At 43.1% G+C, this 20,404-nt stretch carries 19 protein-coding genes and 1 riboswitch; of the genes, 6 read left to right on the forward strand and 13 right to left on the reverse strand.

Features of this window, described 5'->3' with window-relative positions:
* Positions 1-18 precede the first annotated feature (18 nt).
* The gene (gene xylA / locus GJU41_RS16595; protein ID WP_070876702.1) at positions 19-1,344 is read right to left on the reverse strand and encodes a xylose isomerase; all 1,326 of its coding nucleotides are present in this window, start codon (positions 1,342-1,344) and stop codon (positions 19-21) included.
* A gap of 271 nt (positions 1,345-1,615) precedes the next feature.
* Here xylA and GJU41_RS16600 point away from each other — a divergent pair, with 271 nt between their 5' ends.
* Positions 1,616-2,218 (forward strand): YesL family protein, encoded by a 603-nt coding sequence (locus tag GJU41_RS16600; protein WP_154319122.1) that lies wholly within the window; start codon positions 1,616-1,618, stop codon positions 2,216-2,218.
* A gap of 45 nt (positions 2,219-2,263) precedes the next feature.
* On the opposite strand, the gene GJU41_RS16605 is transcribed toward GJU41_RS16600, so the two are convergent.
* The 3 genes from GJU41_RS16605 to GJU41_RS16615 all read right to left on the reverse strand — a co-directional run bounded on the left by GJU41_RS16605 (position 2,264) and on the right by GJU41_RS16615 (position 5,364).
* Positions 2,264-3,085 carry a carbohydrate ABC transporter permease gene (locus GJU41_RS16605; RefSeq protein WP_154319123.1) on the reverse strand — a complete coding sequence of 274 codons (822 nt, stop codon included), beginning with the start codon at positions 3,083-3,085 and terminating at the stop codon, positions 2,264-2,266.
* 15 nt (positions 3,086-3,100) lie between these two features.
* A complete protein-coding gene (locus GJU41_RS16610; protein ID WP_170292814.1) occupies positions 3,101-3,979 on the reverse strand; it encodes a carbohydrate ABC transporter permease in 879 nt (292 codons plus the stop codon).
* A gap of 89 nt (positions 3,980-4,068) precedes the next feature.
* Positions 4,069-5,364 (reverse strand): extracellular solute-binding protein, encoded by a 1,296-nt coding sequence (locus tag GJU41_RS16615; protein WP_070876698.1) that lies wholly within the window; start codon positions 5,362-5,364, stop codon positions 4,069-4,071.
* A 155-nt stretch (positions 5,365-5,519) separates the two neighbouring features.
* On the opposite strand from GJU41_RS16615, the gene GJU41_RS16620 reads away from it, so the two are divergent.
* Both GJU41_RS16620 and GJU41_RS16625 read left to right on the forward strand, forming a co-directional pair.
* Positions 5,520-6,704: an ROK family transcriptional regulator gene (locus GJU41_RS16620; protein ID WP_070876697.1), complete on the forward strand. Its 1,185-nt coding sequence runs from the start codon at positions 5,520-5,522 to the stop codon at positions 6,702-6,704.
* Between the two features lie 31 nt (positions 6,705-6,735).
* Positions 6,736-8,337: a glycoside hydrolase family 43 protein gene (locus GJU41_RS16625; protein ID WP_070876696.1), complete on the forward strand. Its 1,602-nt coding sequence runs from the start codon at positions 6,736-6,738 to the stop codon at positions 8,335-8,337.
* Between the two features lie 229 nt (positions 8,338-8,566).
* Here the strand turns inward: GJU41_RS16625 and gndA are convergent, their stop codons facing one another.
* Together gndA and GJU41_RS16635 are read right to left on the reverse strand one after the other, a co-directional pair.
* Positions 8,567-9,979 carry an NADP-dependent phosphogluconate dehydrogenase gene (gene gndA / locus GJU41_RS16630; protein ID WP_070876695.1) on the reverse strand — a complete coding sequence of 471 codons (1,413 nt, stop codon included), beginning with the start codon at positions 9,977-9,979 and terminating at the stop codon, positions 8,567-8,569.
* 117 nt (positions 9,980-10,096) lie between these two features.
* Positions 10,097-11,338 carry a DNA polymerase IV gene (locus tag GJU41_RS16635; protein ID WP_154319125.1) on the reverse strand — a complete coding sequence of 414 codons (1,242 nt, stop codon included), beginning with the start codon at positions 11,336-11,338 and terminating at the stop codon, positions 10,097-10,099.
* Positions 11,339-11,482: 144 nt separating this feature from the next.
* Positions 11,483-11,627, forward strand: a riboswitch (cyclic di-AMP (ydaO/yuaA leader).
* An 86-nt stretch (positions 11,628-11,713) separates the two neighbouring features.
* Between GJU41_RS16635 and gltT the strand changes: the two genes are divergently transcribed.
* Both gltT and GJU41_RS16645 read left to right on the forward strand, forming a co-directional pair.
* Positions 11,714-12,976: a glutamate/proton symporter GltT gene (gene gltT / locus GJU41_RS16640; RefSeq protein WP_154319126.1), complete on the forward strand. Its 1,263-nt coding sequence runs from the start codon at positions 11,714-11,716 to the stop codon at positions 12,974-12,976.
* Positions 12,977-13,140: 164 nt separating this feature from the next.
* A complete protein-coding gene (locus GJU41_RS16645) occupies positions 13,141-14,034 on the forward strand; it encodes a superoxide dismutase (protein ID WP_154319127.1) in 894 nt (297 codons plus the stop codon).
* A gap of 315 nt (positions 14,035-14,349) precedes the next feature.
* Here the strand turns inward: GJU41_RS16645 and GJU41_RS16650 are convergent, their stop codons facing one another.
* The 5 genes from GJU41_RS16650 to mce all read right to left on the reverse strand — a co-directional run bounded on the left by GJU41_RS16650 (position 14,350) and on the right by mce (position 18,348).
* Positions 14,350-14,526, reverse strand: coding sequence for a hypothetical protein (locus GJU41_RS16650; protein ID WP_154319128.1), 177 nt, complete (start codon positions 14,524-14,526; stop codon positions 14,350-14,352).
* 111 nt (positions 14,527-14,637) lie between these two features.
* A complete protein-coding gene (gene msrA, locus GJU41_RS16655) occupies positions 14,638-15,165 on the reverse strand; it encodes a peptide-methionine (S)-S-oxide reductase MsrA (protein ID WP_070876692.1) in 528 nt (175 codons plus the stop codon).
* A 68-nt stretch (positions 15,166-15,233) separates the two neighbouring features.
* A complete protein-coding gene (locus tag GJU41_RS16660; RefSeq protein ID WP_070876691.1) occupies positions 15,234-16,358 on the reverse strand; it encodes a M20/M25/M40 family metallo-hydrolase in 1,125 nt (374 codons plus the stop codon).
* A 23-nt stretch (positions 16,359-16,381) separates the two neighbouring features.
* Positions 16,382-17,929, reverse strand: a complete 1,548-nt coding sequence (locus GJU41_RS16665) for an acyl-CoA carboxylase subunit beta (protein WP_170292818.1) — start codon at positions 17,927-17,929, stop codon at positions 16,382-16,384.
* Between the two features lie 2 nt (positions 17,930-17,931).
* Entirely contained in the window at positions 17,932-18,348 is a 417-nt protein-coding gene (mce, locus tag GJU41_RS16670; protein WP_070876690.1) for a methylmalonyl-CoA epimerase, read from the reverse strand.
* Between the two features lie 177 nt (positions 18,349-18,525).
* Between mce and prli42 the strand changes: the two genes are divergently transcribed.
* Complete coding sequence (gene prli42 / locus GJU41_RS16675) at positions 18,526-18,618, forward strand: stressosome-associated protein Prli42 (RefSeq protein WP_154319130.1); 93 nt, start codon at positions 18,526-18,528, stop codon at positions 18,616-18,618.
* Between the two features lie 142 nt (positions 18,619-18,760).
* On the opposite strand, the gene GJU41_RS16680 is transcribed toward prli42, so the two are convergent.
* Both GJU41_RS16680 and GJU41_RS16685 read right to left on the reverse strand, forming a co-directional pair.
* A complete protein-coding gene (locus GJU41_RS16680) occupies positions 18,761-19,279 on the reverse strand; it encodes a L,D-transpeptidase (protein WP_154319131.1) in 519 nt (172 codons plus the stop codon).
* Positions 19,280-19,299: 20 nt separating this feature from the next.
* Positions 19,300-20,283, reverse strand: coding sequence for an aromatic acid exporter family protein (locus tag GJU41_RS16685; RefSeq protein ID WP_070876689.1), 984 nt, complete (start codon positions 20,281-20,283; stop codon positions 19,300-19,302).
* Positions 20,284-20,404: the final 121 nt, after the last annotated feature.

The following is a 20,404-nucleotide window of genomic DNA, read 5'->3' on the forward strand; positions in this document are numbered from 1 at the left end:
CCTGCACCTCTTACCTCTTTATTCTCCCGCATACGCTTTCAATAAATATTGATTGATGGTGGCTTTAAGGCTTTCCAGGCGTCCGGATTGATGCTTCACTTCCGTTAAGCCAAGGGCATGCTCCTCAAGCTTGCGGAAATCAGTCTTTCCTTCTGCAATCTCAAGCCCGATGCCTTCTGTAAAGCTCTTATAGCGGTTTTCTAAGACGCCGTCCAGTACCTTATCATCGATGAGCTTCTGAGCAACCTTTAAGCCGACCGCGAAGCTGTCCATTCCGGCAATGTGGGCATGGAATAAATCGTCCGGCTCGAATGATCCTCTTCTCACTTTTGCATCGAAGTTCAGACCGCCGCGTCCAAGTCCGCCATTTTTAAGAATTTCGTACATTGCCAGAGTAGTAGAATATAAGTCTGTGGGGAATTCGTCCGTATCCCAGCCCAATAACGGATCTCCCTGGTTGGCATCAACAGAGCCAAGCATATTGTTCACACGCGCATAACGAAGCTCATGCTCGAAGGTATGCCCAGCCAATGTTGCATGGTTCGCTTCGATATTGAATTTAAAATGCTCTTGCAGGCCGTAATGCTGCAGGAATGCATAGCCTGTTGCCACATCGAAATCATATTGGTGGGTCGTCGGCTCTTTTGGTTTTGGTTCGATCAGAAACTGAGCATCAAAGCCGATTTCCTTTGCATAGTCGACAGCCATATGCAGAAAACGTCCAAGATTATCCAACTCAAGCAACATGTCTGTATTCAGCAGCGTTTCATATCCTTCACGGCCGCCCCAGAAGACATAGTTTTCTGCCCCTAATTCCTTCCCGATTTCCAAGCCTTTTTTTACTTTCGCTGCAGAGTAGGCAAAGATATCAGCACTGTTCGACGTAGCGGCTCCATGGACAAAACGGGGATGAGTGAAATTGTTCGCCGTATTCCAAAGCAATTTTGTCTTGCTGCCTTTCATATAATCCTTAATCATGCTGACGATCACATCAAGGTTTTGATTTGTTTCCCGCAAGCTGCTTCCTTCAGGCGCGATGTCCACGTCATGGAAGCAAAAGAATGGGACATCGAGCTTTTCAAAAAATTCAAAAGCCGCTTCGACACGTGCTTTCGCTAAATCCATCCCTGTGTATTGACCCCATGGACGAAGCATTGTGCCGGTTCCGAATGGATCCGAACCATCCATCGTAAAGGTATGCCAGTACGCTATGCCAAAACGAAGGATCTCTTCCATCGTTCTTCCGCCGATCTCTTCCTTCGGATTATAAAATTTAAACGCAAATGGGTTGGTTGATGCTGAACCCTCAAATTGAATCTTATCAATGTTTGCAAAGTAAGCCATTGTTTGTTCCTCCTAAAATTTTTTCATGACGTGCCTCGTTATCCGGAGTCATTAACTCCCAACGATTGTTACGTAAATCAATACTGCCTAACTATCTGCTTGATGCTAAAGAAAGAAAATGTAAATGCTTACAACGATATTATAGCAACATCCCATTAGTTTGTCTATTGAATAAACAAAGTTTTTACAAAGAGCTGTCATACCGGACGAGATGCCGTATAATAGTCCTTAATGATTAAATCCTGCCTTTTCAATGGAGGTGCTTAAACTCTTGAACACTTGGAACAACGTGTTATACAGCTTATTTGTATGGATTACACGGCTGGCTCTCATTCATATTTTGTGGGTGTCATTCACCGTCGCAGGCGGCCTCTTACTCGGATTCTTCCCGTCGACGGCGGCTTTATTTGTGATCATGCGGGATTGGATCAGGGGAAAAACGGATCTTCCGGTACTCTCTTCCTATTGGCACTATTATAAAAAGAATTTCTGGAAGAGCAATCGCCTGGGAATCTATATCATGGCCCTCGGGCTCTTGATCGGTCTTGATTTATGGTATATTCAGTCGGCTGCCGGTGAATGGTTCACATGGACCCGGATCCCCCTTTTCGCCTTCATGCTTCTTTTTCTATTATTCTTGTTTTATCTGTTCCCTGCATTTGTTCACTTCGACTTGAACGTTCGGAATGTCCTGAAGCAGGCGTTCCTGATCATGCTGATCAGCCCGTTCCATACACTGCTGATCCTGCTCTGCCTTGCCGCGCTTTTCGTGTTCATGTACTTGGTGCCGGGACTCGCGTTTTTATTTGGCAGCAGCGCATATGCCTTTGTCACAATGTGGCTGTGCCTTCATGCGTTTCAGCGGATCCAGTAAAAAAATCACTTTCTCTGCCACCAGAGAAAGTGATTTTTTTTTGAATCACCCTTTCACTGCACTGGACGAGATCCCTTCGACCACTTTATTACTGAAGAAGACGAAAGCCAGCAGGATCGGCAGCACACTGATAATGAGCGTGGCCCCAATCGCTCCCCAATCCGTCATGTACTGCCCGATAAAGTTCTGGATCCCGACTGTCAGGGTTTTATATTCATCCGAGCTGATGAACGTATTCACAAAAACGAACTCATTCCAGTTATAAATCATATTGATGATGACGGTCGTCGACATAACTGGGACCGTCATTGGAAGGATGATGCTGAAGAATAACCGGTGAACGGAACATCCATCTATGATTGCGGCCTCCTCGATTTCACGCGGCAGCGTATAATAGAATCCCAGGAGGATCATCATTGTGATTGGCAGATTATAAGCCGTATACGTGATGACGATGGACCACGGATTGTCGATTAAATTGATGTTCAGGAACATATTGAACAGCGGGATGATGGACGAGTGAATCGGGATCATCAACCCCACCATGAACAGTCCCAGCACCAATTTGCTGAGTTTCCATTCCATTCTCGTTATCACGAATGTGGCCATGCTGGCGAACAATACTGTTAAGAGAATGGCGACCCCCGTAATCCAGATGCTGTTCCAGAAGTAGCCGCCGATTCCGCCTTCCCACACCTTCGCATAATTCTCCCATCTGAATTCAGACGGCAGGGCAAACGGAGATTTCGAGAAGATGTCCTGATTGCTCTTCAGGGAAAACAGGAACAGCCAGAGCACCGGAAAAATTTGAAAAATGGCAACCACTGCTAAACAAAAATAAAGAATAAAGTATCCTGTACGTTTCAAGATCCAGCCCTCCATTTAATATTGAATTTCTTCCTTGGCTGCTGTGATATTACGGACTATGACCGTAACGACTAATGTGATGATCAGCAATAGAAATCCGATGGCACTTCCATAGCCGAAGTCATTGCTGGAAAAGGCCAGTTTATACATATAAGAAGCCATGACCTCACTCGCACCATTCGGTCCCCCTCCGGTCATCACATAAATCAGATCGAAATATTTCAACGATCCGACCACCGCCAGGACAATCGTAACTTTCACGACCCCCATGATTAAGGGAAGCTTGATCTTATAGGCAATCTGAAACGCGGTCGCCCCATCAATCTTTGCCGCCTCCACCAAGGATTCCGGGATATTTTTCAAGGCTGCATAATAAATCAAAATATAAAATCCGGCATATTGCCAAAGAATCGGAATAAAAATCGCATACAGAACAACCGAAGGCTCAGCAAGCCAAGCCGGCGGATCTTCCACCCCAAGCTTCATAAGGATATTATTCAACATCCCGTTTGACGGGTTATAAACCTTGATCCACAGCTGTGCAATGGCGACAGACGACAGGAGCATCGGAATTAAATAGATCTTCCGCAGTAAGTCGGCTCCTTTTATTTTCGAGGCCAATATTAATGAAATGGCCAGATAAATGATCAAACTGAGCGTGGAAAAAACGGCGAGTAAAAAAGAATGAAGGGCACTGTCCCAGAATTTTTCATCCTGTATGGCATCCACATAGTTCTCAAGCCCGATGAACTCCATGGCCCCGATGCCATCCCAGTCCATCATTCCATAATATCCGGTCAGGATGAGCGGGATAAAAATTAACACGCCAATCAAGAGAAGCGCCGGAAAAAGATATAACGCAATCACCCATTTATTTGACATTACTTGTTTCACAGCATTCAACCCCATAGTTAAAAATAGAAAAGGACAAGCCGGTGTAAGGGTATGTCCTTTCCTTTTTGATCGTTCAATCCGGCATTCTGCTACTCTTCCAAAAGAGCCTTTTCATGTGCTTCTGTAAATTCTTCCGGTGTCACTTCTTTTCCAAACAATGATTGAATCATATCCAAATGAACCTGCGCAGCATCTGCACTCATTTGAACATCAGCAAATAACGTGATATTGCTTGTGTTACTCAAATCATCCAGTACGTCGACATACATATCCGGCAGGTCCAATGATGCGGCATCAACCTTCGTGGCCGGAATGACGCCAGCATCCGTCACCGACTTCTCTCCCCACTCCTGTACGAAATAGGAGACAAATTCCTTCGCTTCTTCCTTCACATCCGAATCCTCCGCCACGAATAACCCGACACCTGGACCTCCGACATAACTGTTCGTATCCCCTTTTCCATCAACGGCCGGGAAGCTGAAGTATCCAATTGAATCCCTGAATTCCTGAGGAACATCTTCATTGGTCGTGTAATTCGGAAGATCCCACGTTCCGATTAAGTACATCGCAGCCTGTTCATTCATAAACATGCTCTTCGCTTCTTCATCGGACAGTCCATTGAATCCTTTGACAAACGCATTCATATCTACTAAGTTCTGAATCTCTTCCGCAGCAGATGCAAGGGCCGGATCCTCGAATGAACCGGAGCGGTCAATCGCATCCGTCAATGCTTTCCCTTCTCCTAGTCGATCTGCCATATACATATACCATAGAGAACCCGTCCAGCGGTCTTTATTCCCGAGCGCAATCGGAGCAACCCCATTCGTCTCTAACGTTTTCACGATATTCTCAAACTCTTCATATGTTTTCGGAGCATCGACGCCGTATTTTTCAAAAATGGCCTTATTATAAAAGACCGTCGCAATATTTAATTCGAGCGGCAGTCCATATGTACTCTCATCTACCGCATAGGCTTCTGCCGTACCTGAAACAAATTTGTCCTTTAAATCTCCTTCAAGCAATTCATCAAGCGACGCAAACTTATCGCCCTTAACATAAGGCTCCATGAATCCTGCCGCCCAGGTCATCCCCACATCCGGCAATTCATTGGATGTTGATAATACTTTTAGCTTATCTTTATACTGTTCATTGCTCAGCACTTCCATTTCAATGTTTACATCAGGATGTTCACTTTCAAAATCTTTAATGATTCCGCTTACAATTTGATGATGCTGCTTTGAACTTCCTTCTGGCCAAAGATGCATGAACTCAATCGTTTTCCCATCTTTTGAATCGTTGGCTTCATCAGATCCAGAGCATCCCGTCACCAGCAGCAGACAAGAAAAAATGGCAAACAATGTTGTAACCGCTTTCTTATTTCTCAAACCAAATACCCCCAATATTCGTATTTTTGAAACAACTTTAGTACTAAAATTAGATTACCACCGAAAACAATGTTTGTCTAGTGGATAAACTAAGTTTATAATAGAAGCAGCAAATGGTACAATATAGGTAAAAATAGAGAGAATGGAGCTTTCGAATGAAAATGATCCAAACGTACAACCAGCATGTTGTCAAAAAAGGCAACAAATCACTCGTGCTGCAAACCATCCAGGAGTTCACCCCCATCTCCCGGGCCGACATTGCCAATAAAACGGGACTGAATAAAGGAACGGTATCCTCCCAGGTAAGCGAGCTTCTGAAGGAAAATCTGATCCTTGAGTCCGGCCCCGGGGTATCAAGCGGCGGAAGAAGACCGGTCATGCTGCTGTTCAATCAGGTCGCAGGCTACTCGATCGGGGTGGATATCGGGGTAAACTACATCCTCGGAATCCTGACCGACCTTCAAGGGAATATTTGTCAGGAGCAACAGGTTCAATTCCATGATTTAAACTATGAAGAAATCAAACTGAAATTATTCAGCATTGTTGAATCCCTGATCAATTCTATGCCCAAGAGCCCCTATGGTCTGGTTGGCATCGGAATCGGTGTACCGGGGACGGTGAGTACAGACGGAGAAATCCTCCTCGCACCCAATTTAAATTGGAAAAATATCAACCTTAAAGAAACAATGGAAGAAAAATATAAAGTCCCCGTTCAAATCGAGAACGAAGCCAACGCCGGTGCCTGCGGCGAGAAGAAATTCGGTGCAGGTAAGGATTTGACCAACATCATTTACGTGAGCGTCGGTATCGGAATTGGAACCGGCCTGATTCTGAACGGTGAATTGTTTAAGGGGAATAACGGCTTCTCCGGCGAGCTTGGCCACATGACCATTGAAGCAGACGGCCCTGAATGCAGATGCGGAAATAAGGGATGCTGGGAATTGTATGCTTCGGAAAAAGCCCTTATCCAATCTGCCGAACAGGACGGAATCCAGGCTGAAAACGGCCGCAAGCTTTCTCTGGAAGCACTAAACGAACTGGCTGAAAATGGGGATGCGAAGGTCATCAAAGTATTCGAAGGAATCGGTGAGTATTTAGGAACCGGGATCACAAACATCATTAACATATTCAATCCCGAACAAGTCATCATCGGCAACCGGCTGGCCTCCTCTTCCAAATGGCTGGAGGAGCCAATAATTAAGAAGCAGCATCACTCACTTTTTACACACCAGAAAGATTTAAGCATCACCTTTTCACAATTATCCACCCATGCTGCGGCATTGGGTATGGCTGCTTATGCAAGTGAGAATTTCTTAACCATCGATATTCAAGAGGTATAAGGATATTTTTTATAAGGAGAGGTGCAAACCCATGACCATGATTCAAAACCCGATTCTACCGGGATTCAACCCGGATCCATGTATTTGCCGTGCAGGTGAGGATTACTACATTGCGGTCTCAACCTTTGAATGGTTTCCTGGAGTAGGAATCTATCATTCGAAAGATTTAAAGCATTGGCGGCTCGCATCGCGGCCGCTGAACCGCCTAAGTCAATTAAATATGTTGGGCAATCCGGACTCAGGCGGTATTTGGGCACCTGCCCTGTCTTATCATGATGATACATTCTGGCTGATCTATACCGATGTCAAGGTGGTGGATGGTCAGTGGAAGGACTGCCACAACTATCTTGTTACGTGCGACGCCGTCGACGGTGAATGGTCCGAACCGATCCATTTAAACAGCTCAGGCTTCGACCCCTCCCTCTTCCATAACGACGACGGGAAAAAATACCTCGTCAATATGCTCTGGGACCACCGTCCTGGCCATCACAGCTTCTATGGCATTGTCATGCAGGAATACAGCATCAGCGAACAAAAGCTGATCGGAAAAAAGGACATCATCTTCAAAGGAACCGATGTTTTGCTGACCGAGGCGCCGCATATATACAAAATGAACGGGTACTACTACCTTCTGACCGCAGAAGGCGGTACCAAATACGACCATCAGGCTACCATCGCACGTTCCAAACACCTTTGGGGACCATATGAAGTACTTCCTGACAATCCGTTGATAACGTCCTTCCCATATCCGAGGAATCCGCTGCAAAAAGCAGGGCACGCGTCGATGGTGCAAACTCATACGGATGAATGGTTCCTGGTCCATCTGACGGGACGGCCGCTGCCTGAGGAAAACAAACCGCTCCTTGATCCACGAGGCTATTGTCCTCTCGGCAGAGAAACAGCCATTCAGCGCCTGGAATGGAAAAATGATTGGCCATATGTCGTTGGCGGAAACCAGCCTGCCGTTGAAATCCAGGGACCTGATATTGAAGAATTCAAATGGGAAAAGGACGTTGAAGAAAAGGATGATTTCGACACGGACATCCTAAACCTTCACTTTCAGTCCCTGCGCATCCCGCTTGGGGAAGACATCGTGTCCTTAAAAGACAACCCCGGTCACTTGCGCATGTATGGAAGAGAATCCCTTACATCTAAATTCATTCAGTCTTTTGTGGCGAGACGCTGGCAGCATTTCAACTTTACGGCCGAAACAAAAGTCGCCTTTTATCCAGACACCTTTCAGCAGGCTGCCGGACTAGTAAACTACTACAATACTCAAAACTGGACTGCCTTTCAGATTACCTGGCATGAACAAAAAGGGCGCATACTCGACCTGACTATCTGCGACAATTTTAATTTCGAACAGCCAATGCAAAAAAATCCAATAGTCATACCTGACCACATTGAATATGTCTACTTACGAGTACACGTTAATACTAATATCTATCATTACTCCTACTCATTCGACGGTGAAAACTGGACGCAGATCCCAATCAAACTTCAATCCTACAAGTTGTCCGATGACTATATCAATGGCGGAGGCTTCTTCACAGGTGCTTTTGTCGGGATTCAGTGTCAGGATACCTCCGGTCAGCGATTGCACGCAGACTTTGATTACTTTATTTACCGTTAAAGAAAAGGTTTACGGCAAAAAACACATGATCGCCCTCGTTAAAGGGTGTCATGTGTTTTTTCGCCTTTACAGGTGTAACTTATAGCGAGCTTTTTCGCCTTTTCAAATCCTGTCTGACGCTGTTAGTTTCAAATTCCGTTTGTTACTCTGCAACGCTCTTTTCATAACCCCGGATTTACCAGTTGAGAAACATAAAAAACACGGAGCATACCGCCCCGTGTTTTTTTCATTACTTAGACATCCATTCTGTATGGAAAATACCTTCTTTATCTGTACGCTGATACGTATGAGCTCCAAAGTAGTCACGCTGCGCCTGAATAAGGTTGGCAGGAAGCGTTTCTGTACGGTAGCTGTCATAGTAAGATAACGCAGCTGAGAAGCTAGGCACTGGTACTCCCTTCTCAATCGCAACCGTTAAGACCTTGCGGAGTGCTCCCTGGTACCCTTCAGCAATTTCTTTAAAGTATGGATCTAAAAGCAGGTTTGCAAGGCTTTCATCCCGGTCATATGCATCTTTGATTTTTTGCAGGAATGCAGCGCGGATGATGCAGCCGCCTCTGAAAATCATCGCGATGTCACCATACTGAAGGTCCCACTTATATTCATCAGAAGCTGCTCTCATTTGAGCGAAGCCTTGTGCATAAGAACAAATTTTACTCATATAAAGAGCTTTGCGCACAACTTCAATCAGCTCTGCTTTGTCGCCTTCATAAGAAACAGCTGCAGGTCCTGATAAGATTTTGCTTGCTTTCACGCGCTCATCCTTCATGGCAGAAATGAAGCGTGCAAATACAGACTCCGTAATAATCGGAAGCGGAACACCTAAATCAAGGGCGCTTTTGCTTGTCCATTTTCCAGTTCCCTTTTGGCCTGCAGTATCCAAGATAACATCTACTAGAGGCTTTCCTGTTTCTTCATCCGTTTTAGTAAAGATGTCAGCTGTGATTTCTATTAAATAGCTGTCAAGCTCGCCTTTATTCCAGTCCGCAAATACTTCATGCAATTCCTCTGCAGATAAACCAAGAACATTTTTTAAAATAAAATAAGCTTCTGAGATCAGCTGCATGTCGCCGTATTCAATGCCGTTATGAACCATTTTCACGTAATGGCCTGCACCATCAGGACCGATATATGTAGTACATGGATCTCCATCAACTTTTGCAGAAATCGCTTCGAAAATAGGTTTTACTAGATCGAATGCTTCTTTTTGTCCGCCAGGCATAATGGATGGTCCTTTAAGTGCTCCTTCTTCGCCTCCGGATACACCAGTGCCGATGAAGTGAATGCCGCTCTCGGCAAGCTCCTTGTTGCGGCGCTGTGTGTCTGTATAAAGCGTGTTTCCGCCGTCAATTAAAATATCCCCTTTGTCTAAATGAGGAAGCAATTGTTCAATAGTAGCATCTGTTGCAAAGCCCGCTTTGACCATTAACAAAATTTTGCGGGGAGTTTCTAGTGATTGAACAAATTCTTCAATGCTGTATGTACCAACAAGATTTTTACCGCTGTTTTCTTTCAGCATTTCCTCTGTTTTATCAGAAGAACGATTATAAACCGATACGGAATATCCGCGGCTTTCTATATTAAGAGCGAGGTTTTTGCCCATGACGGCCAAACCGATGACGCCAATTTGCTGTTTTGACATAATAATACTTCCCTTCTCAATCAATTTTTTTAAAGACAGAGCTCATGTATACATGCACATGGATTCTTCATGTAAAATAACACAGGAACCTTGCTTTTATCAAGTAAAGTGCCTTGCTCATTCCCTTAAAAAATCTTTATTAAAACTTGTGCCGCTTGTCTTATCATCTTCTGATTTGTCCACTTTCATCCCGCGTTTCACCATGCTGCCGCCATATTTTCTATTAATATCTTCAATGGTTTTGTAAAGCGGTTCTTTTTTGGCATCCTCCTGAAAAGAAAAAAGATCCAGCTGCTTATAAGCGTCCTCTTTCTGAACGAGATCCTGGCATGTAATCCCAAGAAGGCGGATTGGTTCACCTGTCCAATGTTTATCAAACAGAGCTTTAGCATGTGTAAGAATATCTTCTTTCTCTACAACGGGGTTGTTCAGCTTTTTACTTCGAGTAAATGTGCTTCGGTCAGAATAGCGAATTGTCGTGAAGATTTTCGTGCCGAGAACATCCTTCCGTTTCATTCTGCTGCTTACCGATTGGGACAGACGGTTCAGTGTTTCATAAAGAATTCTCGGCTCTGTCGTATCTTTTGATAATGTAGTTGAATTTCCAATGCTTTTAAAATCATAGATAGAGTCAGGATTTACCTCTCTGTCATCGATTCCATTCGCTCTTTTTTTAAGCCTCTCGCCATTAATTCCGAGAAGCTGCTTTAACCCGATCGCATCTGCATCTGCAAGGTCTTTTATTGTTTGAATGCCAATTGTTCTTAATTTATCCGCTGTTTTTTCGCCAACCCCATGCATCTCGCTTACAGGAAGCGGCCAAAGCGTTTTACCCAGTTCCCGCTTTCTGAGTACTGTGATGCCAAGCGGTTTTTTCATATTGGATGCCATTTTGGCGAGAAATTTATTAGGTGCGACGCCGATGCTTGCAGGCAGCAAAAGTTCTTCCATCAGCCTGTCCTGAATGGTCTTTGCGATTTGAAGAGGATTGCCCTCCTTTAAAAACTCAGTTAAATCCATATAACCTTCATCAATTGAAACGGGCTCTACAAGATGGGTAAACTCCCGCAAAAGATCGAACATGGCTTTAGAGGCTTTTCTGTAACGGTCAAAGTTTGGTTTGCGCACAATCAGTTCAGGACAATGGCGTTTCGCCTGCCAAAGCGGCATTGTTGTTTTTACTCCCTTAGCCCTCGCCTCGTAACTGCAGGTAACCACAATTCCTTTTCTTTCTTCAACGTTCCCTGCAATGGCAAGCGGCTTTCCTCTGAGTTCGGGATCAAATGCCATTTCAACCGATGCATAAAAGCTGTTCATGTCCACATGAAGAATCACTTTTGGCCCGCTTTGCTCTTTCATTTCCGTTCAACTTCTTTCCAGACTGTTGTTAATCTTAAGTTTACCATAACAGCAGGAAAAACCGCCATTCAGCATAAAAAGATTGACAAGTTGCTGTTTGTCAGAGTAAATTATATCTTGTCTGTTTTTTATTATACTGAACAAATGAATAACAAGCTTAATCTATCCAGAGCGGGGGAATCATGCAATTGGTAATCCATTTACCTTGGGGTGAATCCTTTAAACAAAGGCAGGGAACTCTCAATCCCGAATCCGACAGTTAACCTCGTGTGCTTTATTGAGAGAAAGAACTTTAGTAAATTAAAGACCTTTCTTTTTTAAGAGCGGTCTTTTTTTGTATTTTCAGACAACTTACAACTTAGAGGGGGTTCATACATGAAGAAATTTAAATTGGGACTGGCTTCCCAAATTTTCATCGGTTTGATTTTAGGGATTTTGGTAGGTGTTATTTGGTTTAACGATCCGCGTGTTGCAGCGTTCCTGCAGCCGCTTGGTGATTTATTTCTTCGGTTAATTAAAATGATTGTCATTCCTATTGTCATTTCCAGCTTAATTGTCGGTGTTGCCGGAGCAGGCAATGGAAAACACGTTGGAAGGCTTGGCGGCAAAACAATCCTTTATTTTGAAATCATTACAACAGTTGCGATTGTTCTTGGCGTATTGCTTGCCAACGTCTTCCAGCCTGGACAAGGTGTTGACCTTGAGTCTGCTCAAAAGACAGATATCCAGCAGTATGTGGACACCTCTGAGGAACAAAGTGAAAAAACGGTCGCAGAAACGTTCCTTCATATCGTTCCGACAAACTTCTTTAAATCTGCCGTTGAAGGAGACATGCTTGCTATTATCTTTTTCTCAGTTCTGTTTGGACTTGGCGTTGCCGCCATTGGAGAACGTGGAAAACCTGTCCTGCAATTCTTTGACGGTGTTTCACACGCGATGTTCCACGTCGTGAATCTTGTTATGAAAGTCGCTCCGCTTGGTGTGTTTGCCCTGATTGGAGTAACCGTGTCAAAGTTCGGAATCGATTCTTTATTGTCTCTAGGAAAATTAGTTCTGCTAGTATACGCTGCCCTGATATTCTTCCTGATCGTTGTTTTAGGAGCAGTTGCCAAATGGGCAGGGGTTAATATCTTTTCACTCCTGCGCTACATTAAGGACGAATTGCTTCTGGCATTTAGTACATCCAGCTCTGAAACCGTTCTTCCGCGAATCATGGAAAAGCTTGAAAAAATGGGCTGTCCTAAAGGAATCGTTTCATTTGTCGTTCCGATTGGCTATACCTTTAACCTCGATGGATCTGTGCTCTATCAGGCAATCGCAGCGTTGTTCCTTGCTCAGGTTTATGGCATTGAATTGACAATTGTCCAGCAATTGACGCTGATCTTAGTCTTGATGGTCACTTCAAAAGGAATGGCTGCTGTTCCAGGCACATCATTCGTTGTCCTGCTTGCTACCCTTGGGACCATCGGAATTCCTGCAGAAGGACTTGCCTTTATTGCAGGTGTTGACCGCATCATGGACATGGCGCGCACGGTAGTAAACTTAGTTGGAAATACATTGGCTGCTATTGTCATGTCAAAATCAGAAGGAAAATACAATCGCATTAAAGCGGACGAAGTGATGAAAGCAAGTGCATAAAATAGGATAGCTCCCGGCGGTTTGCCGGGGGCTTTTTTTATGATTAATCAGCTGGAAAACTCTTGCAAGCCTTATAACTTTCCAACCACAATGAATATTTTTTAACACATTTTAATCAGTTGACTCATATTCTTAAAACGATGGTATGACAGGAGGCGATTTGTATGAAAAATGATCAGCAAACGGACGCATTATCATTGCTGACCTGGTGCAAAGAAGCGGAAGAATATGTGGAAAGTCTACGTGATCAAGTTCAAATCAAAGAAATAACTGCGATCAAATCTCAACTTCTGCAGTTAATAGAAGATCTGAATTCTGTTGACGAGGAAACAAATGCAGGTCCTTTCTTTCAAAGAGCACATGAACTTCATAATCAAATACTTAATACTCTCGTTGATGAGAGAACAACTGAAGAGCTAAATCGAGCTTTAACAGTCCCGATTGGAAGGCATAAACTTCCCCCGCTCCCATATGCTTATAACGCATTAGAGCCCTATATATCAGAAGAAATTATGCGTTTGCATCACTTGAAACATCACCAAAGCTATGTCGATGGACTGAATAAAGCAGAAAAAGAGATGGAAACAGCCAGGAGAAATAATGATTATAAGTTAATAAAACATTGGGAAAGAGAAGCAGCATTCCACGGAGCCGGTCACTATCTGCACACCATTTTCTGGAGTATTATGGCACCTCATTCCGGAGGGAAACCTGGCGGACAGCTTCTTCGGGCAATCAATGAATCATTTGGAAGTTTTGATTCATTCAAAATGCATTTTACAGAAGCAGCCAAAAACGTAGAAGCAGTCGGCTGGGCAATTCAAGTTTGGTCACCTAGATCTCACAGACTGGAAATCTTAACAGCTGAAAAACATCAAAATCTGAGTCAATGGGATGTTATCCCTTTACTCGTGCTGGACGTTTGGGAACATGCCTATTATCTGCAATATAAAAATGAGCGTCCAAAATATGTGGAGAATTGGTGGAATGTAGTTAATTGGAAAGAAGTTGAAAGGCGGTTTAATGCCGCAAGCTCGCTAAAGTGGCAGCCATACTAACCAGAATTAGCTGATTTTGTGAAACCCCTTCTTTATCAAATCCAAACCGATCAAAAAACACATTGGTTGTGGCAGAAAATTATTATATTCAAGCCAACACTATTATCTTAAGTTCGATTCATTGGGAGAGTGTATCCACTTTCTTCTTCAAAAGCCTTTAAATAAAATGGGGTCTTTCGTACTTTATAAAATCGACAAACAGTTTTTAAGGGTGCGATTTCGTCGTGCCCCTATATAATTTTCGAAGTACAGCAAAACACACCACTCAGCCAAAATGGTGTGTTTATATCCACTTCTTTTCAGCTAACTTCAAAATTACTTGCACTCCACCTTTTCATACCCAAACCGCTCAAGAAACTCATTGTAGGCTTCCATTCTCCCAAGGATTTTCCCTTTCTCAAGTTCATTCATGTTATTCTGCAGAAGCTTGCAATTCTCCTCCGCTCTTGTTTTCACATAGGAAGCGATGGCGCTTTCATTAAATGTATTCATATTGATCACCTCTCCTTAATAAGGAAAGTACCCCGCTGCCCTCTTTGACAAACTATTATTAGCACATTCAAAAAAGCCCCTCACCTGTTTAAAAGGCAAAGGGCTCAGAGCTTACTTCTTCCAATTTTTCTGAATAAATTCTTCTCTTCCAGACTCTTCTCTTTCTTGCTTATACTTCTGCGGATTTTTAGCATAAAACTTTTGATGATATTCTTCTGCAGGGTAAAAAGGAGCTGCAGGCAGGATTTCAGTGACAGCCGGATTTTTAAAGCGGCCGCTTTCGTCAATTTCCTGCTTTGTCTTTTCTGCTTTTTGCTTTTGTTCTTCGGTGTGATAAAAAATAGCTGTGCGGTACTGGCTTCCTCTATCAAAGAACTGTCCGCCGTCATCAGTCGGATCAATTTGCGGCCAATACAGCCCGAGCAGTCTTTCATATGAAAATACTTCAGGTTCAAAGGTAATTTCTACAGCTTCGCGATGGCCTGTCTCACCTGTCTTAATTTGTTCATAAGAAGGGTTTTCCAAGGTTCCGCCTGTATAGCCTGAAACAACCTCAATGATTCCAGGCTGCTCGTCAAACGGCTTGACCATACACCAGAAACACCCTCCGGCAAACGTTGCTTTTTCTCTCTTATTCATGCATGACACCTCTATTTTCTAAATAAGAAACAGCAGGAGCAATCGCTGCGCCTGCCATTCATTTTGGATTATTCGCCTTTAGCTACTTCTTCAATGATAGCCACAACGAGTTCAGCTGTTTTCACAAGCTCTTCTATCGGCATCTTTTCATTTGTTGTATGAATATCTTCGTATCCTACTGCCAAATTCACGGTTGGAATGTCAAATCCGGCAATCACATTGGCATCACTGCCTCCGCCGCTTGTTTGAAGCTCGCTTGTGCGTCCGATTGCTGCAGCCGCTTTTTTAGCGACTTCAACAACATGATCACCCTCGCCGAATTTAAATCCTGGATACATCACTTCAATATCCACTTCAGCTCGTCCGCCCATTTCAGCAGCAGCGCTCTCAAAAGCTTCTTTCATTTTCGCCACTTGAGCTTCCATTTTTTCAGGAACCAAAGATCTTGCTTCAGCTAAGATATTCACATGATCGCAAACGATGTTAGTTTGCGTGCCTCCTTCAAAACGGCCAATATTAGCTGTTGTTTCTTGATCAATTCTGCCTAAAGGCATTTTTGCTATCGCTTTGGCTGCAATGGTAATCGCAGATACACCTTTTTCAGGAGCGACACCGGCATGAGCCGTTTTGCCAAAGATGGCTGCTTTTACTTTAGCCTGTGTTGGAGCTGCTACAATGATTGTGCCAACTTTGCCATCACTGTCTAATGCATAACCGAATTTTGCTGTGATTTGAGAACCATCTAAAGCTTTTGCGCCTACAAGGCCAGATTCTTCACCTGCGGTAATAATAAATTCGATTTTTCCATGTGCGATGTTATTTTCCTTTAAAACGCGGACGGCTTCAAGCATCGCGGATAAACCAGTTTTATCATCAGCACCTAAAATCGTTGTTCCATCTGTCACGATGTAATCATCTTTAATGGAAGGCTTAATGCCTTTTCCAGGAACAACTGTATCCATATGTGACGTAAAGTAAATTGGATCTACTCCGTCCTTTACAGCTTCCAGAGTACAAATTAGATTTCCTGCTCCGTGTCCAGTGACGCCAGTTGTATCATCTTCCACTACATGAACTCCAAGTGCTGAGAACTTTTCTTTTAAAACTTTTGCTATTTCTGTTTCGAATTTCGTTTCTGAATCAATTTGCACAAGCTCCAGAAATTCATTCACTAAGCGTTCTTGATTAACCATATGTATTTCCTCCATAAATTGTATTAAAGCGGAATGTTTCCATGTTTTTTGACAGGTCTTTGCTCCTGCTTTGTCCGCAGCATTTCAAGCGCCTGAATCAATTTGATTCTTGTATCCCGCGGATCAATGACATCATCGACCATGCCCTGACTTGCAGCAACATACGGATTTGCAAATTTCTCCCTGTATTCTTCAATTTTATTTGCTCTTGTTTCCTCAGGATTATCACTGTTTTCAATTTCTTTAGCGAAAATGATATTCGCAGCACCCTGAGGGCCCATTACAGCAATCTCGGCATTAGGCCATGCAAACACAAGATCCGCTCCGATGGATTTGCTGTTCAGTGCAACATATGCTCCGCCGTAGGCTTTTCGCAAAATAACCGTCAATTTAGGAACAGTTGCTTCTGAATAGGCATATAAAATTTTTGCTCCGTGTCTGATGATTCCCCCGTGCTCCTGCTTAATTCCCGGGAAAAATCCCGTTACATCTTCAAATGTAATAATCGGAATCTGGAAAGAATCACAAAAACGGATGAACCTGGAAGCTTTATCTGAAGAATCAATATCCAGTCCGCCCGCCATATACTTTGGCTGATTGCAGACAAGTCCTACGACTTCTCCTTTTATTCTTGCAAAACCGACGACAATATTTTTTGCAAAGTCCTTTTGCACCTCATAAAAAGAATCGGCATCAGCCACTTCTTGAATCACCACTCGAACATCATAAGGCCTGAGAGCATCAAATGGAATGCAGTCTGTCAGATTCGGACGATAATCTGAATCATCTTCGAATGGCAAAATCTGTGCTTTTACCTGATTATTCTGCGGCAAATAAGTGATTAATTTTCGAACTTGAGAAAGCACCTCTTCTTCTGTTTCGCCAGAAAAATGGGCATTTCCGCTGATTGTATTATGTACTTTAGCTCCGCCTAGATCTTCGGAACTGATTTTTTCGCCTGTTACGGTTTCGATCACTTTAGGCCCTGTTATAAACATTTGACTCGTTTTCTCGACCATAAAGACAAAGTCTGTAATGGCAGGAGAATAGACGGCACCGCCTGCACAAGGACCAAGGATAACCGAAATTTGCGGTATAACGCCTGAATAGATGGTATTGCGGTAAAATATCTGCCCATATCCATCTAATGATACCACACCTTCCTGAATTCTAGCACCTCCGGAGTCGTTGAGGCCAATGAAAGGCGTTCCGCTTTTCGCGGCAAGATCCATGACTGCAGCAATTTTTTTGGCATGCATTTCTCCAAGTGCTCCTCCAAAAACGGTAAAATCCTGTGAGAATAAGTAGATTGGCCGCCCATGGACTTTGCCGTAGCCTGTGACAACTCCGTCTCCAGGTCCTTTTTTCCCGCTAAGGCCAAAGTCATTGCAGCGGTGCTCAATAAAAGGATTCATCTCTACAAAAGTTCCTTCATCTACTAATAGATCAATTCGTTCTCTCGCTGTCAGCTTTCCTTTTTCATGCTGTTTTTCAATGCGTTCATCTCCGCCGCCCATTTCCACTTCACGCCTTCGATCATACAGTTCATTTATTTTTTCGAAAATATCTATGCTCATCGAACATTACCTTCTCTCTTTTCACATAGTTCCACTAATACTCCATTTGCAGCTTTAGGATGCAAAAAAGCGATGGAAGCGCCGCCTGCACCGCTCCTTGGAGTTTCATCAATCATTTTCACTCCATTATTCCGTAAATCTTCGATCCGTTTCTTTATATCATCCACTCCTAAAGCCAAATGATGTATGCCCTCTCCCCGTTTTTCAATAAATTTGGCTACAGCACTGTCCTCTGAAGTGGGCTCAAGCAATTCAATTTTCGTCTCGCCGATTTTCAAAAAAGCGACTTTCACCTTTTGCTCTTCCACGTGCTCAATACCCTGAAGCTGTAATCCGAGAGTCTTCTCATAAAACGGAAGCACCTCAGAAATGGAACGCACCGCTACCCCTATGTGATCTACCTTTTTAATCATCTCTTCCCTCCTCTTGTTGAAAACGCTTAACTATTATGAACATGACTTACTTCTTTATTTACTGTCAATATTCCTGCTGTTTCGACTAAAATGTGCAATTTTGTTCATACTCCTCCCTTGTCCAGTCTAATTATACACGTTAAAATATAGACAGAATCCTATATAGGAGTGAAGATAATGTCTAAAAGATTTCAAAAAGTAATTGTTTATTTGATGCTTGCTGTAATGATTGCAACAACATTGCTTGCTGGGATGAGCATGTGGTTTTAATAAGAAATGCGGAGCCGGCTGTTTAGCCCCGAAAGGCAGATAAGAATCCGGCAGTGAAGGCGCTTTTTGCCTTTGCTGACGGATTTGTTCTGTAACGGAACCGGCTGATGACCGGCATCTTATACTAAAAAAGGTGATTCCCTTATTGGGAAACACCTTTTTTCATTGCGCCTTTTTCAGCAGCTATTTTTTCAAACGGCTTATTGTTTTTTGTAATAAATACCTTTGTGCCGATTGGAATATGTTCAAACAGAATTTCTACTTCCTCATTATACATACGCACACAACCCTGGGTCACAAAGGAACCAATTGAATCTTCATTATTCGTTCCATGAATGCCATACGTTCTGCCATCAGAATTTTCTGCATCGAATCCGATCCACCTGGTCCCAAGCGGGTTTTTAGGATCGCCGCCCGGAATATTCTTTTTTCGGTAATACGGATCTGCCGCTTTCACAGTGATCGTGAATTCTCCTTCTGGTGTAAGCTCTTCATTCTTGCCTGTAGCAACGTCAAAGATTTTCATAACCTGACCATTATCTATATATGCAAGTTCGTTCGACTGCTTATTGATAATGACATATGGATCCCCGACAGATGGATTTTCTCCGAGCGGCCAAAGCGGAGAGAGAAACAAGATGGAAAGAAGCAATACTTTCATGATGAATCATCCTTTTTTCTTTATGTTGCACTGGAAGGATGAAATTCATGCTCTGCAGATATGCCTTTAAACTGACTTTTTATGACAAGATACTGCTCCATTTCCCGTACAAAGTGCAGAAGAGCGGCTCTTGCTTCAAACTCTTCCCGGGTTTCAGGAAGCGGCATTTCTTCAAAACTTTTTCTCATATGATGAAGTTTGACTAAAAACTTGTGTGCCGTATTACCAGGGTGTATCGCTTCTCTGACTTCCTGAATAAATTCAGCGATAATTTCGGCCTGATCAACCGTTACATTCACGGAAGTAATAATCGGAAGGACCCGTTCGATAATTTCAAATTGTTTTTCCCTCATTTTAAAATAGTGGTAATAGAGATTTTCATGTCTCATAAAATGGTTTTCGACATCTCTGAATGCCAGAGTTTTGGCTTCGTTTATTAAGAGAGCGGTCTCCGTTATTTCTTTTCCGTCCCATGAACTATCGTTTGATAGTAAATACTCTTCAATTTCCAGAAAGATCTTCGAAAGATTATCTTCAATTTTCAGCTGATATTCTTTCAGCTTTTTATCAACACTCGGCATATAAAGGTTCATAATCAGGGCAACCCCTATCCCGGTTGAGATAAGCGCGATTTCATTCAAAACAAGACTGAACGTAATATGTGAGGATGTGTATAAGTGCAAAATGATAACTGAACTGGTCACAATCCCTTCTTTTGCATGGACAATTACTGTCACAGGAATAAAAAACAGTAAAAGAAGACCGATAACAAAAGGATAATAGCCAATTCCTTCAAAGAAGACAAATGAAAAGAGAATGGCAATTAAACAAGCAAAAAATCTTGCCCAGGAAGTCTGCAATGATTTCTTCTTTGTTACCTGAATACAGAGAATCGTCAGTATCCCGGCTGATGCGAAATTATCGAGCTGAAACAGCTGCGCCAGACTGATGGCAATCGCTGCTCCCAATGCAGTTTTAAGTGTGCGGTATCCGATTTTAAACATTTTCTTGCCCCTTGCTTCATTATTCTGTTTGTTAGTGTAACCAAAAAGAAGAATGATTTTTGAATAAGTCTTATGTGTGCTGCTGCGGTTTTTAAAAGAACCGCTAATTTAATGGTGTTTC

The sequence above is a fragment of the Metabacillus idriensis genome (assembly GCF_009674765.1).
In the GTDB taxonomy this organism is placed as follows: Bacteria; Bacillota; Bacilli; order Bacillales; family Bacillaceae; genus Bacillus_P; species Bacillus_P idriensis.

Bases quoted from the DNA above. Each gene is read 5' to 3' on its own strand.
- GJU41_RS16685 (WP_070876689.1), bottom strand. From the start codon at position 20,283: ATGTTTAAAATCGGATACCGCACACTTAAAACTGCATTGGGAGCAGCG.
- msrA (WP_070876692.1), bottom strand. From the start codon at position 15,165: ATGAATAAGAGAGAAAAAGCAACGTTTGCCGGAGGGTGTTTCTGGTGT.
- xylA (WP_070876702.1), bottom strand. From the start codon at position 1,344: ATGGCTTACTTTGCAAACATTGATAAGATTCAATTTGAGGGTTCAGCA.
- GJU41_RS16680 (WP_154319131.1), bottom strand. From the start codon at position 19,279: ATGAAAGTATTGCTTCTTTCCATCTTGTTTCTCTCTCCGCTTTGGCCG.
- prli42 (WP_154319130.1), top strand. From the start codon at position 18,526: ATGTCTAAAAGATTTCAAAAAGTAATTGTTTATTTGATGCTTGCTGTA.
- gndA (WP_070876695.1), bottom strand. From the start codon at position 9,979: ATGTCAAAACAGCAAATTGGCGTCATCGGTTTGGCCGTCATGGGCAAA.
- GJU41_RS16625 (WP_070876696.1), top strand. From the start codon at position 6,736: ATGACCATGATTCAAAACCCGATTCTACCGGGATTCAACCCGGATCCA.
- GJU41_RS16660 (WP_070876691.1), bottom strand. From the start codon at position 16,358: ATGGTTAATCAAGAACGCTTAGTGAATGAATTTCTGGAGCTTGTGCAA.
- GJU41_RS16645 (WP_154319127.1), top strand. From the start codon at position 13,141: ATGAAAAATGATCAGCAAACGGACGCATTATCATTGCTGACCTGGTGC.
- GJU41_RS16635 (WP_154319125.1), bottom strand. From the start codon at position 11,338: ATGAAAGAGCAAAGCGGGCCAAAAGTGATTCTTCATGTGGACATGAAC.
- gltT (WP_154319126.1), top strand. From the start codon at position 11,714: ATGAAGAAATTTAAATTGGGACTGGCTTCCCAAATTTTCATCGGTTTG.
- GJU41_RS16650 (WP_154319128.1), bottom strand. From the start codon at position 14,526: ATGAATACATTTAATGAAAGCGCCATCGCTTCCTATGTGAAAACAAGA.
- GJU41_RS16620 (WP_070876697.1), top strand. From the start codon at position 5,520: ATGAAAATGATCCAAACGTACAACCAGCATGTTGTCAAAAAAGGCAAC.
- mce (WP_070876690.1), bottom strand. From the start codon at position 18,348: ATGATTAAAAAGGTAGATCACATAGGGGTAGCGGTGCGTTCCATTTCT.